This window comes from Bacillus sp. FJAT-42376 (genome assembly GCF_003816055.1).
Classification (GTDB): Bacteria; Bacillota; Bacilli; order Bacillales; family Bacillaceae; genus Metabacillus_B.
Genome location: NZ_CP033906.1, coordinates 1,057,866 through 1,071,570 on the forward strand (window position 1 = coordinate 1,057,866; position 13,705 = coordinate 1,071,570).

The 13,705-nt window shown below is 43.2% G+C and carries 12 protein-coding genes; 6 read left to right on the forward strand and 6 right to left on the reverse strand.

What is annotated here, in order from left to right; translation table 11 throughout:
* Nucleotides 1–4: 4 nt before the first annotated feature.
* Entirely contained in the window at nucleotides 5–1,177 is a 1,173-nt protein-coding gene (locus CEF21_RS05295; RefSeq protein WP_123913918.1) for a sugar ABC transporter permease, read from the forward strand.
* A gap of 174 nt (nucleotides 1,178–1,351) precedes the next feature.
* A complete protein-coding gene (locus CEF21_RS05300; protein ID WP_123913920.1) occupies nucleotides 1,352–2,884 on the forward strand; it encodes a response regulator in 1,533 nt (510 codons plus the stop codon).
* Nucleotides 2,885–2,940: 56 nt separating this feature from the next.
* On the opposite strand, the gene CEF21_RS05305 is transcribed toward CEF21_RS05300, so the two are convergent.
* On the reverse strand, nucleotides 2,941–5,367 hold the full coding sequence (locus CEF21_RS05305; protein ID WP_123913922.1) for a DEAD/DEAH box helicase family protein: 2,427 nt from the start codon (nucleotides 5,365–5,367) through the stop codon (nucleotides 2,941–2,943).
* Complete coding sequence (locus CEF21_RS05310; RefSeq protein ID WP_123913924.1) at nucleotides 5,368–5,691, reverse strand: nucleoside triphosphate pyrophosphohydrolase; 324 nt, start codon at nucleotides 5,689–5,691, stop codon at nucleotides 5,368–5,370. It lies immediately after the preceding gene.
* A gap of 319 nt (nucleotides 5,692–6,010) precedes the next feature.
* Between CEF21_RS05310 and CEF21_RS05315 the strand changes: the two genes are divergently transcribed.
* Complete coding sequence (locus tag CEF21_RS05315) at nucleotides 6,011–6,457, forward strand: hypothetical protein (RefSeq protein WP_123913926.1); 447 nt, start codon at nucleotides 6,011–6,013, stop codon at nucleotides 6,455–6,457.
* A gap of 669 nt (nucleotides 6,458–7,126) precedes the next feature.
* Here the strand turns inward: CEF21_RS05315 and CEF21_RS05320 are convergent.
* Together CEF21_RS05320 and CEF21_RS05325 are read right to left on the reverse strand one after the other, a co-directional pair.
* Nucleotides 7,127–8,005 (reverse strand): ATP-dependent nuclease, encoded by an 879-nt coding sequence (locus CEF21_RS05320; RefSeq protein ID WP_164462088.1) that lies wholly within the window; start codon nucleotides 8,003–8,005, stop codon nucleotides 7,127–7,129.
* Nucleotides 7,981–8,694 (reverse strand): hypothetical protein, encoded by a 714-nt coding sequence (locus CEF21_RS05325; protein WP_123913930.1) that lies wholly within the window; start codon nucleotides 8,692–8,694, stop codon nucleotides 7,981–7,983. Before CEF21_RS05325 ends, CEF21_RS05320 begins: the two co-directional genes overlap by 25 nt.
* A gap of 190 nt (nucleotides 8,695–8,884) precedes the next feature.
* Between CEF21_RS05325 and CEF21_RS05330 the strand changes: the two genes are divergently transcribed.
* The 3 genes from CEF21_RS05330 (at nucleotide 8,885) to CEF21_RS05340 (ending at nucleotide 11,246) form a co-directional block, all read left to right on the forward strand.
* The gene (locus CEF21_RS05330; RefSeq protein WP_123913932.1) at nucleotides 8,885–9,793 is read left to right on the forward strand and encodes an RNA helicase; all 909 of its coding nucleotides are present in this window, start codon (nucleotides 8,885–8,887) and stop codon (nucleotides 9,791–9,793) included.
* A 695-nt stretch (nucleotides 9,794–10,488) separates the two neighbouring features.
* Entirely contained in the window at nucleotides 10,489–10,656 is a 168-nt protein-coding gene (locus tag CEF21_RS21515) for a helix-turn-helix domain-containing protein (RefSeq protein WP_241156832.1), read from the forward strand.
* A 107-nt stretch (nucleotides 10,657–10,763) separates the two neighbouring features.
* On the forward strand, nucleotides 10,764–11,246 hold the full coding sequence (locus CEF21_RS05340; RefSeq protein WP_123913934.1) for a GNAT family N-acetyltransferase: 483 nt from the start codon (nucleotides 10,764–10,766) through the stop codon (nucleotides 11,244–11,246).
* A gap of 89 nt (nucleotides 11,247–11,335) precedes the next feature.
* Here CEF21_RS05340 and CEF21_RS05345 read toward each other — a convergent pair whose 3' ends face one another.
* Together CEF21_RS05345 and CEF21_RS05350 are read right to left on the reverse strand one after the other, a co-directional pair.
* Nucleotides 11,336–12,208 (reverse strand): RNA polymerase sigma-70 factor, encoded by an 873-nt coding sequence (locus CEF21_RS05345; protein WP_123913936.1) that lies wholly within the window; start codon nucleotides 12,206–12,208, stop codon nucleotides 11,336–11,338.
* A gap of 1 nt (nucleotide 12,209) precedes the next feature.
* Nucleotides 12,210–13,496 carry a phytoene desaturase family protein gene (locus tag CEF21_RS05350; RefSeq protein ID WP_164462089.1) on the reverse strand — a complete coding sequence of 429 codons (1,287 nt, stop codon included), beginning with the start codon at nucleotides 13,494–13,496 and terminating at the stop codon, nucleotides 12,210–12,212.
* Nucleotides 13,497–13,705 lie beyond the last annotated feature (209 nt).

Below are 13,705 nucleotides of genomic sequence, written 5' to 3' on the forward strand. Positions count from 1 at the left end.
AACCATGAACTTTTTTCGTGAAGCCAGAACGCTAATCAGTGAAAACATTCGTGACTACGGCATGTATATTGCCCTGTTCGCTATTATCCTTACATTCTCCATCATGACGGACGGACTCTTCATGTCGTCCCGGAACATCAGCAACCTGATCGATTCCGCAGGGTATATCGCGGTGCTTGCCGTCGGGATGACCCTTGTCATCGTTATCCGCCACATCGACTTATCGGTGGGGTTCGTCGCCGGTTTCCTCGGCGCCATCGTCGCAATCCTGCTGACGAAGGCAGGACTGCCGATGCTTGTTGTCATACCGGTCATTCTCGTACTCGGGATTGCGGTCGGACTGTTCAACGGTCTGCTCGTTGCCCAAATCGGAATCCCGTCCTTCGTCGCGACGCTTGCCGGAATGCTGATCTTCAGGGGAGCGCTCCTTCAGGTGACGGAGAAAACCGGTACGATCATCATTCAAAATGATTCGTTCAATGCCATCGGGAACGGGTATATCCCGTCTCTTGTGGAAGCGGGCGGACTGCACGTGCTGTCCCTGCTTGTCGGGCTTGCCGGCATTCTGTATCTGATCTACAGTGAAATCAAAACACGCCGGAACAAAGTAAAGTATGGATTTGACGTAACGTCTGTCGGAATCTTTATTTTGAAACTTGTTTTCATCTCTGCCATCATTGCCTATATTACCTGGATCCTTGCAGGCTACAATGGCTTCTCATGGACCGTTATCATCATGCTGCTCGTCGTCATCGTGTATCACTTCCTGACAACGAAAACCGTTCTTGGCCGCCACATCTATGCGGTCGGAAGCAACCCGGAAGCGGCACATTTGAGCGGGATGAACGTGAAGAAAATTACGTATATCGTATTCGGTTCCATGGGGATGCTCGCTGCCCTGTCCGGAATCCTGTTCACCTCCCGACTTCAATCCGCGACCACGACAGCCGGAACGCTGTTTGAGCTTGATGCCATCGCGGCAGCCTATGTCGGCGGTGTATCCTCTGCCGGGGGAGTCGGAAAAGTAACGGGTGCCATCATTGGTGCGATCGTTATGGCCTCCCTCACAAGCGGGATGAACCTGCTTGGTGTCGGAATCTCCTATCAGTACATGATTCGCGGCGGCGTACTCGCCGGAGCGGTTATCTTTGATGTTATGACACGGAAAAAACGATAAGAAAAACGTTGAGGGACTGAAAATAGTCCCTCTTTTTTCTTGTTTTTGTAGATGGCCGGACAGGATATGGTTTATCATTAGGAAGAAGGGAACGTTTTCACTAAATGGGGAACAGGACTTAAGACACGGCGTACGATATTTAGATAACGCTTACATATAAAGGGGTGGATAGGGATGATCAAGCTCCTGATTACGGATGATGAACAGATTGAGCGGGACGGGATGCAGCTCATTTTACATAAACATTTTCCGGAACTCATCATCGAACAGGCGAGAAACGGGAACATGGCCGTTCAGATGGCAAATGAGTTCAAGCCGGATCTGATTTTAATGGATATCAAAATGCCGGGGATGAACGGGCTGGATGCGGTGGAACAAATCCGTTCCGGCGATCCAGGCATCAAGTTCATCATGGTCACGGCCTACGATACATTTGATTTTATGCGCCAGGCCATCAAGTTCGGGGTAAAGGACTATCTGCTGAAGCCGAGCAAGGCGGCGGACATCGTCATGACGATCGGCAAGATTCTGAAGGAAATCGAAGAAGAAAAGAGAGTGCAGGAAAGCAGCTTGCAGGAACGGCAAAGCACCCGGTCCCTCGCGGAAACGGATGCCGTCACCCAGCTGCTGTTCCACCATGTCCATGATGTCCGGGTGGACCGGCTGATGGACATGCTCGACATCCAGTCAGCAGATAAGATGTTTGCAATGGTCGTCCTGCTGCCGGATGGAGAGGACCATTTCTATCCGCTCGTCAAAGAAAAAGTAAGGCGGACCGGGAGCGGCTGGGTCGGGGCTTTGAACGGAAACCAGCTCCCCGTCATCCTCTTCAGGAAACCGGGCCAGACGTTCCGCGCCCAAGCCTCGACCCTCGCGCGGGACATTCTCTCCATCGCAAAATCAGGAGGGCAGGACAACTGGTTCGTCGGAATCGGGAACGTATATAAATCCCTCGACCAAATCAGGCAGTCCTATAAGGAAGCGCTCATGGCCGCGATGGATACAGCCGTCCCGTCCAAATTCAGGTTTTATGCCGATGTACCGGTCACGGGCGATGGAAGCGAAGAACCATTCGCCGGCCGGCAGGAGAATGAAATGTCCGACCATGTGCGCCGCGGCGAATGGACGCAGGTCCGCACAAGGCTGATGAATCTCATCCAGCACTTTGAGAACAAAGGAACCGACCTGATCCAAAGCCAGCAGCGCATGCTCGAAGTGCTCTGGATCGGATCCCGCGTCATGAGGGAAATGGGCATCGACACCATCACCCCCCTCTATTCCTACCAGACGTACCAGTACCGCCAGCTGCGCTCTGAAACCGACGCCCTGCTCGACCGGATGATCCAGGCCTACACAAGCCACTTCGAACGAACCGAAGCCGACACCATCCACCAAATCAAACAATACATCATTGACCACTCAAATGAAGACATGTCCCTGGACACACTGGCCACCAAAGTGGGACTAAGCCCCATCTACATCAGCAAAATGTTCAAAGAAAAACTCGGCATCAACTACATCGACCTCCTAACCGAATGCCGGATCGAAAAGGCGAAGAAGCTGCTCGGGAATCCCGAGAAAAGCATCAAGGAAATTACGTATGAGGTCGGGTACCATGATCCGAATTATTTCAGTAAGGTGTTTAAGAAGGTGTGCAGCGTGTCGCCGAAGGAGTATCGGCGGGGGATTTTGGGGAGGGCGAATTGATCTTAATAAGATAATAAGACAACCTGCTGATTAAGTAGGTTGTCTTATTTAAAAGGTTATGAGATTATTAGCTGTTTTCGCTCAAAGTACTGATGAAGCCGATACTCACAAATCTCCTTCGTCCAACGATAAAGCGTTTCTTGCGCGTTATTATCAGTTTCAATCTGAAAGGAAAATTCTCCTTCATTAAACCTCACTAATCCATCAGAACTCCCGCTCCATTTACTCATTGGCATTTTCTCAATTAATCCAGCCACTTTCTCCTGATTATATCCCCAAAGTTTTTTCCCCTGTCCATCTGAAAAGTCAATTCTCTTTCTATATTCCTTGGATGTGAGATAGGTATGAAAGAACGGAGCAACTTCAAGGGCAGTTATCGGTTTATACCAATCGTCTATTCCCCGTTCCAGCATTGCCAGCAGGACAATCATTTTATAGCTTTTATTCATCCCGGTGCGCTCTACTTCCTGCAGCCAGTTTTCATGTGATAGAAATACCTGCTGTTCATCGGCGGTTAATTCATGGGCCCAATTTAGAAAGCTAAAAAGAGTTTTAAATTCTGACTTATACTCATTTGCAGAAAGCTCGCCATATAAATGCAGCTCCAGATAAGTAGGTCTCCTGCCAAGCTCTTCTTTCACCATTTGATAGTTGCTGAGCAGTTTTTCTTTACGAGGCTGTCTTTTTTTTGTTAATTCTTTTAACAGGTTAATGACTTGAATATCCAAATCCACGGTACAGGAAAGCGGAACAACCGGCTGAATAACCTTTTCCTTTTTAGCGGTGGGAATACTGGTATCAAAGAGGCTCAGCTTAATATCGGCATTCCGGTAGTTTCCGATAAGATCAATGATGACACAGTGGTCTTTTTCAGGATGCAGCCGCAAGCCCCGTCCGATTTGCTGGGTGAAGATGGTGAGGGATTCGGTCGGTCTTACGAATAGCAGAGTGTCCACTGTTGGAATATCTACGCCTTCATTGAAAAGGTCCACGACGAATATGGCGTCGAGTTCACCATCCGCTAATGCACGGGCGGCGTCCTTCCGATTGACTTGTGTTTGCCTGGAGTGAAGGGAAACCGCCCGATAGCCATTGTCTGCAAAGTATGCAGACAGGAAATCTGCCTGGCGGATGGAGGAGCAAAAGACAAGCGTTCTTGTTTTCCTGTAGGTTTCCCATGACTGTAAGATATGAGCTGCCTGCTCCGTCCTTAGCTGGGCCGCCATCAGCTCTTCCTGGTCATATTGCGTTCCGCGCCATGTCAGCTTTGAATAGTCTGTTTCATCGTAAACACCATAATAGTGAAAAGGCGAAAGCCACGTTCTTTGGATAGCCTCAAGAAAATCAATTTTGTAGGCGACATTCCCTTCGCATAGCGCGTATACATCGCGGTTATCGGCACGGTCAGGTGTAGCTGTCACACCGAGCAGGAAGGAGGGGTTGAAATAATCCAGCACCTTCTTATAGGAGGCCGCCGCCGCATGGTGAAACTCATCGACTACAATCAAATCGAATTCCTCTGGATCAAATACCTCCAGATGGCGTTTCATGCTTAACGTTTGAATGGAAGCAAAGAGGAGCTCCGCATCCGGATTCTTTTGCCGGCCGTTATATATCCCGGCGGTTTTGTCAGGCATCACCTTCAGAAACGATTCAGCGGACTGGTGCAGGATCTCTTCTAAATGCGCAATGAACAGGACCTTGCCGAAATTCTTGGCGAAGAAACCGGCCAAATAGGTTTTCCCTAGACCGGTCGCCATTACCACCATGGCTTTTTTGTAGCCTTCTTCGACCGTACTGGTCAGCTGTTCAAGTGCTTCTATCTGAGCGAAGCGGGGTGCTAGAACGGAGTAGCTTTCCTGTGACTCCATCACAATCGAATCGGGATCAGGCTTCTCCTCATCCGGCAGCATGAGCTCCTGCTCTTCCTGCTTCGTCCACGTTCTTGCTAACTCCGGGTGCTGCTGATGAAAGTTTATGTATTCTTCTTCGTACCGTTTGGCGGTTTCAAAATTTATTGGAATCGTGTTTTCCGCTTGAAACAGATCAATGAATTTCCGGCTCGCTTCTTCAAATAGAAGCTTTTCCTCGTTTTCAAGAATGCCGACACTCCATTCCACCCCATTGGTTAAAGCGGATTTTGATAGATTGGAAGAGCCGATAATGGAATGGCCCTGCGCTTCGGATTCAAACAAATATGCCTTCGGATGAAAGCTGATTCCATTGCTGCGCCATAACCGGACTTCAATTTTTTCATGAATCGATGCCAGTTCTTTTAACGCATCCGGCTGGGTGACATATAAGTAATCTCCGGTCAGAAGCTTAATATCAGCTCCACGGTCAGCGGCTTGTGCCAATGCTGACTTAAGCAAGGAAACCCCTGACTTCATGGCAAAGGCAGTCAGAATATAAATCGTGCCGGACTGCTGAATCCGGTCAAGAACCGGATTCAGCAGCTTCTCTGTATATAAGGATACCTTCATTTAATCCTCAACCTGCACCAAAAAAATCTTCTCCTCAAACCCGCCGCGCTTTTCCGCTTTTTCCTGACGGATCTTTTCTACTTCGGCAAGACTTGAGCCGTGCACCTCTGCAAAGGCCTTGATGATTTCCATCAGGTCTGCCAATTCTTCAATTGCCTCTGCGTTTGTTTCAGCAGTCATGTACTCATCCAGTTCTTCGAAGCTCTTTTTCTTCAGTTCATTGATGTATTCCTCTTTTTCGAGGATCCGGGTTTCGAAAGACTTGCCGGTTGCTTGGATGATTTGGGGGATGTTGTCGCGTACGAGTTTGTTGTAGACAGGCATAGCTTGATTCCTCCGTTTTGGTTGTTTTTCTTATTTTACCATTTCTCGAACTCTTCATTTCAAAAGTCTATCGTAAAAAAAATGGAACATATTTACAGATTTAAGATTTAACGATAGGTGCTTATAGTTCAAAGGATGAGATTATATATAGAGTTTACGGTATTCATAGCTATTAAATAAAATTTATAATTCTATAAATTGCAAAAAAACACTTAGTATCACTACCAATTTTTATAAAATATGTTTATAATTTAGGTATATTTTACTACTGTGTTTACTATGGAGAAGTGTAACTCAAAATTGAAAAGGGAGCAGATTAATGGAGAGAGACTTGGAAATAATCAAAGATATAAAGAGAATTCAAAATGACCTTAATAAGAATAAAAATAGAATAAAAGACGATTCAATTAAAAGAAAATTTATAAATGTAAGTCAGCAATTAACTCAATTGATCTGTGATATAGAATCCAAAGCAAAAAACAGTTGCAACGTTAATAATAAGATAACTTCAAAGTCTGAAATTAATAGACAATCAAATAATAAAAAAAATAGCGGTAATAGTCTAAAGACGTCAAATACTAAAAAAGTAATTAACAAAACGAACAAATCAACAACTCCGAAAAAAACTAAATCGGTTCCTGTTAAAAACAATCAAATTCATTTAGCTCATAAAGGCAGGAATGCATCTAGAGTATCTAGTTTGTATAACCCTCAAGGAGGGTTTAAGTTTGGTTCAGGGTACCATATAAAAGAATATGAAGACTAAACTAATTTACTATTTCCTGAACAGTTTAAGACGAAGCCAAGTCAGGTATGAGAATAAAATCGATCTTAATACAGACTTCAAATTTAACAAAGTAAAATGAAGAAATCATGGACAGACAAGTCAGCATTCGTGTGGAAACTAGGGAAGAATAGAGAGGTTATGCCGGTTAAATACATTTAGTGTAGTACATGAAGATATTTATTACTTCTAAAAGGATAGGATATCCGTCGCCCAGCCTGGTGGAGCTGGAAGATCTTCTTCAAGCTCAGTATGTTCGAATCAGGAATCACTTGCCGGCCGGCTCGGGGAAAATGTTTCACCCTATACGACCTCTGCAGGGATGAAGCTTGAAACACCTGAGCAATTTATCAGTTTTAGCTTATATCATGAAGGGATGCATTTTAATACGTTTAATTTGTGTAAAAGGCTGCTGTCACGTCAGCAGGGAAAGGCCACTTTTTAATGTATGGTTTTTTTTGTTGTTTTTATATCTGCTGGCGAGTGTAAAATCCATCTCGACATTGACACCCCTTGATTAGTGATTTGTTATTATCTCAATATCTGTAAGTTTAAGAAAAACCTGTGAATTATCGGTATAAAAAAAGAGCCTGCTTAAACAGGACCTTTTTCAATTGCAATAGTTTTCAATGAACTTAATTTATAAAATATTTATGAGTAAGTGGTTACTCTATCTTGATAATGCCGTTCCAATTCTTCCAAACTACTCCACTCTAAGCATCCTGATGGAATAGGGGCTGAATGATTAATCAGGGCTAATAGTAATAGTCTTACATTTTCAGCTAACTCATGATTTCCACTTAACTCAAGTAAAGCATTATATGGTTTTTCCTCTGATACTTCCTTTGTTAAGAATGCAAATTCAAAGTTTTTCAATGAAGCTATTAATCTTACTCTAGATGGTTGCTTATGCTCATTCACAGCATTTATTATATTTTGATTAGTCGCCCATGCAGAGTTTCTATTACCATTTATTAATGTTGGGTAATCACTATCATGAAGAATAGCGTAGCTTGTACCAAAGTGGTTTAAAACTCTAACTAAGGAAACAATTGTTGCTTTGCCCCTAGCTTTAATGATATGAACATCCTTAAATTGTTCAGGATTATTGGCTATTATGTATTTAAAGGCAGTATACTCTGTATCTCCCTCTACAATAATTGAATGCCCGCCAAAAAAGAATTCAGCTACATAAGGATCGCATAGGTTTAGCAACTTCAAAAGTCTTCTATCATTGTCATCTAATTTTGCCCTTTGAGGCCTGAAAAGGGTAGTTCCTTTAATTTCACCTGACAAGTCACGCTCTACCCTGACTATCGTTGTATTGTCTCTTGAAAAATCTACAAAAGCCGGGGAATGCGTTGTAATCATAACCTGCCAATTACTCTCGCCTGGCAACTCATATAATACACGACAAGCTTCTCTTACTGCACTAGGATGTAAGTATAGCTCTGGCTCATCAAGTATCAATACGTTTGGTCTTTCATTTGTAGTTGAGGTTTCCTTTATATAACTAAGAGCAGCCCACAATAAAGTTCTTCTGCTCCACTTCCTTGCCTGTCTATGGTGCTCTGATATCCATTTTCTGGACCCATTAGCAGTTTTGAACCGGCTTTAAATAGATTAATACTTTTCTCAAGATCATCTTCAGGCCTGGCATCAAACTTAATTTTATAATTAGGGAAAATTTCTTTGACTAAGTTTGAAATTCCTTCTTCAGCTCTATCAATTTCTTCTTTTGATTCCTCAATAATCTTATTTTGTATTACTTTTACTTGTTCTAATAGCTTTCCAAACTCAGTTAATTCTTCCTGTTCTTCACCAGTTTTAACTGTTAAAGATTTAACACGATTAGTTATAATAGTAGAAAGCAATTTGATGATTTCAGATGCTTGATCCTCTGGATTTGAAAAAGCATCTACTTTGTGTTGCAAAGGTCGTCTAGAATTAGCAACATTGGCAGCTCCCCATGGTACCTCAGCTAAATCCCAATCTTGTATTTCTGCATTCCACCCACTTCTTTTTGGTTTTCCAATCGTTTCCCATTTCCATCTCTCTTTTACTACGTTTTCACCTGTTGTTCTGTCTATCCATTTTTCTCCTGGTAGGTTGTCATAAACCACTGTTTGAAGAACAATTTCAGGAGAGTTTTCAGAGCAAATAATCCCATTAGGGAAATCATCAAGAGTTAACTCACACTTCCTGGAACCTTCACTCATAACAACCTCATATGTACATATGTCCGCAAGGTCAAACCCTTTTATATAGAACGACCACTAAAAAGGGATCCCGGCAGTATTTTTCGGATCCAACGGTATATAACCTCACTTACCGAAATATAAATTTCTACTACCATTTTCTTGATTTTATTAGTAAAATATCCCTAACAATTAAAAGCAGGTGAGTGTTTTGACAGAAAAAAGAACTGGCGTAGTAGCAAATGATGAAACTTTAGAAAAAAATCAATTAAAATGCGGAATTATCATGCCTATTTCTGGATTAGATGGTTATCCAGAAACCCACTGGCTTGAAGTAAAAAATATTATTACTCAAGCGGCTAATCAAATTGAAACATTATCTTTTAAAACAGATATCGTTAGTAACTCTGAAGGTGAAGTTAATATCATTCACAACAATATTATTTCTAATATTTATAACTCTGATATCGTAGTTTGCGACATAAGTTCTAGAAATCCTAATGTTTTATTTGAACTCGGGATGAGATTAACCTTTGATAAACCAACTGTAATAATAAAAGATGATAATACACCTTATATTTTTGACACAAATTCAATCGAGACACTTGAATATCCGTATGATTTAAGGTTTAGTAAAATAGTAACTTTCAAGCAAAAATTAGCTGAAAAAATCGCTTCGACATATAAAGCATCCCAAAGTGATCCCACATATTCAGCATTCTTAGGACATTTCGGTAAATTTAAAGTAAAGAAATTAGATCAAACCGAAATTACAGAACCAGAGCAAGTTATCTTAGAAGAACTTGAATTTATACGGAAGGAGTTGAGAATATTATCAAGTGAAAGAGAAAACCAACATGTCGTAAAAAAGAATTCATTACCTAACTATAAACAGAATTCATTACCTAGCTATAAAATGAAACAATTACGTTCAAATATTGCTGCTTATTTTCAAATTTCTAAAGACGAGCGGTCACCAATGGAAATTTTAAATTCGTCTGAATTTGAAGATCATATGTTTGTAAATGGCCTAGAAAACTTTGTAAAACAAGTACATCCAAATCTGTTACCTCTCATAATTGAACAAGAACAAACTAGAGTAGGTATAAACAACTTTTAAATTCACTAAAAACATGGAAGCCTTTTTTAGGCTTCTTGTTTTTTGAGTCCTCGAAGCAGTTTGCCGTTTTCCAGTCGACGTACTTCGAACCGTTCATTACATTTCATATGGCTACAGATCAGGACCAGCTACCAAACCGTTCCTCCTGTACTTGGGGCGGAAAGGCTTTCTGAGAAGCTAATAAAGGAATTGGTGGAATGAGGGCTTCACAACATAATGTTCCATACAAAAAGTTGCAGCCGGCTCGATGCCAGCTGCAATTTTTTATTTCAATCCTGACTGCATTTTACTGTCCACTTTTCTATTCAGAAAGGAGATGTATACAAAGCTAAATTTAGTATTTCCTTCAAATTCATAGGAGGAAGCTGAAACTAGAGATACATTTAAACCAAAGGGAATTGTAAAAATAATAAAGTGAGGGATATATATGATAAAAACCAAGCATGCATATAGATAAGCAGTAGAAAAGCTTAAACAAGATAAGAAATTCATACTTGAACAAACTAAAAAATATAAAGAGATGGGCTTAGAGCCTGATCACATTGATTTAGCAATTCAGCCATATTTTTTCTTTCCATGAACAATTAAAAGAAGAGGTTGAATATTACGAGCGGATCAAGCGCGGGGATTTTGAGCCGGTTTTCAATTTGAGAACTATTGGTAAAACATTAATTGCGTATAGAATTTATATTGGAATGTCACAACAAGACTTAGCTAATAAACTCAACGTATCTCCATCTCAGGTATCTAGAGATGAGAGAAATGAATACTATGGAGCTACATTTGAACGTATACAAAGTGTTATGGACGCAATGATTATCAACTCTGTAACACGGATTGATTCATCATTAATCTCTGCATAAAGCAAAAGTAATCTAAACTTACAGGAGAACATAGATTTTTTCAACGTCTTGAAGAGCAGGGCCGGGGGCTTGCTCTTTTTGTATAATAAAAGAAAAGGAGGATAAATATGCAGTTAATCATTCGGCCTTCACAAAAGAAAGACATGCAGCAGCTGATGGAGCTGGATCGGCTGATCTGGAACAGCACGAATACGCCCGCTCTGCTCCATTGGGACTCTGTAGAGGATTATGAAAAATCGTATCCGGAGGGACAGCAGATGGTAGCGGCAGAGGGTGACCGGATAGCCGGATACATAAGCTTCAAGCATCCTTTTGATGTGCCGTCAAATCGGCACGTATTCGACTTGGCGATCGGGATTCATCCGGATTTCCAAGGCAAGAAAGTGGGCAGCCGGCTTATGGAGCACTTGAGGCAGATCGCCCGCGAACAGGGTGTCAGGAAAATTTCACTCAGAGTCCTTTCCACAAATGAAAAGGCCATCGCTTTTTATAAAGCAATCGGGTTCAAAGAGGAAGGGCGGCTCCACGAGGAATTCTTTCTGGATGGGAAGTATGTGGATGATTTGCTTTTGTATAAGATGGTGGATTGATTTGGGAGGGAGAACAGGGAGTTTATAAGTTTAACCGGACGGCCGCGTGATTTGTTTTAAAATAGAGCAGCCAGGCGGCTGCTCTATGATCAAGGAATATGAGTGAGCTTCTCCGGGTTCAAGACGGAGTAAATCGTTTTGATTTTGTTCTCCTTGATGTGAAGAGAGAGGACCGCGTACACGTGCTTCCCGGCGTATAGGATGAGGCCTGGATCTCCGTTTACGTAAGTGATGGTAAAGGTCATATCCTGAGGGGACTTTGACAATATCCCCATGTAAAAGCGGACGATGCGTTCCGCTCCAAGGATTGGGAAGATGGCTGCTTTCACTTTTCCTCCGCCGTCCGTTAAGAGGGAAGCGTCTGCAGACAGGAGGCTGAGCATTTTGCTTGTATCTCCTGAAGCGAGGGCTCCAAAAAATTGTTCGGCGAGCCATTTTCCCTTTTGGGTCATTTGGGGTTCTTCCTTTGGGGGGACGATGCTCCTTTTAGCCCGGGAGAAAATTTGCCGGCAGTTCGCGCTGCTTTTGCCGACGATTTCCGCGATTTCCTCATAGCTGTATTGCAGAACTTCTTTTAGGATGAAGACCGCACGCTCTGTTTCGGATAATTGCTGAAGCAGCAGCAGGTAGGCCATGGATACCGATTCTTTTAAAAAAATGTGGCCGGCCGGATCATCACTCGGGCGGTTTTCGGTAATCAGCGGTTCGGGCAGCCACATTCCTGTATACTGTTCCCGTTTCTTCGAAGCAGATTTTAGACGGTCGATACAGCGGTTTGTCACCATTTTGCATAGATAGGCTTTCTTATTTTGAATACTCCCTGTCTCTGTTTCGCTGAATGTGATATACACATCCTGAAGCAGATCCTCCGTATCCTGTACACTGCCGAGCATTCGGTATGCCAAAGAGAAAAGCAGGGGGTGGTGAGCGGTGAAAAGCAATTCGGATTCATTCGGACTCACATTATGCCTCCTTTAAAATTCCAGGGTTTGCACACTTTTGAATCATCAAGGCTGACGCTCTTTTCGCGCTCGCGAATGCGGCATCTGCAAGTAATTCGGTGCGGCCGGCTCCATCTCCTGCAATGTAAAGGCCGGGGATATCAGGGACCGATGGACCGAGAGGAAGGTAGCCATTCATTGCACAGGAACCGTTTGAGACCGTTATGTGAGGTAAGTACTGATAGCCTTCCAGTTCCTTTCTCCAGCCTGGCTGCATCAATTCCAGGAAATTCTCGAGCTCTCTTTGATCAGACTGGGCGTTTGAGGCTGAGTCCGTCCCTAAATACTTGATGAGGCTGATTACGGAAGAGCCGTTATCGCTTAATTGAGCGGCTCTCGATTGATTGGTGAACAGGATCGGCTGGTCGATGCCGATGGCAAATTGCTCGTTCGGTTTTGGGAGGTGACGGAGTGAAACGTCGAGACAGGCGGCATAAATCGGTTTGACGCGCTGCCTCCATGTTTCTAATGAGGTTCCAGCCGCTCCTTCGATTAAGGAGAAGGTTTGTTCAGGGCTTGCTGTCGAAAGAACCATCGGAACTTGGATGATGTCCCCGTTTTTTAAAGTAATCTCAAACCCTGATTTTTTCTTAATCGAAACAGCAGATTGATGAACGATGTCCGCGCCGAAATCTATAGCCTTTTTCTTTAAAGGATCGATCATGGATTGCCAGCCGCCGTCGATATAGAATACCCCATTCATCCCCCTCTGCACTTGATCGAGCACAATCGCGGCCTGCTGATTTTCGGGTCCGATGCAGTACGTTGAGGTTCTGCATAGTGCATAAAAAGCATGCCGGACCATGGGATCAGTCATCTCAGACTCAGCCCAATCCCGCAAGCTCCGTTCGCCGATTGATGCAGGCTTTAGATTCATCAGCTTTCTCATCACCTTTCCGAGCTCGATCTTACCGGATAGCGATAAAAGTTTTGTGGATAGGAGGGAGGGGAGGCTCGCGGGAAGCGAGAAGATCGAGCCGTTCCAAATAGCTCGGCCCTTCGTATCAGGTACACCGCCCGACAGTTCAATCCCCAGTTCATCTAATACCGCTTCCGCTGCTCCCCCTTTATAGAGAGCATGTGCTCCGATATTGAAATAGGCGCCGTTCTTCTTGACGGTTTTTGCCCGGCCCCCAAGTGCTTTTCCTTTTTCAATGACCACCGTTGAGATCCCGGCCTTTGCCAAATAAACGGCCGCCGTCAAACCAGAAATCCCTCCGCCAATAATCGCAGCTTCATATTTTTTCATCGTAAATTCCCTCTTTCTGTTTTTACAAACAAGACGAAGAGGGGAGGTGGTCTGTGACAAATTAAGAAAAAAATGTATCCGGAAAGGGTAAACTACCTCAAGTAATATGAGTTGGTTCATCCCGAAATTTATTACTAAATAAACCTATGTAGCAACCAAAACCGGTGGGAGAAAGAACCGTTTGATCAGCAGATGTGATATATAAAAAA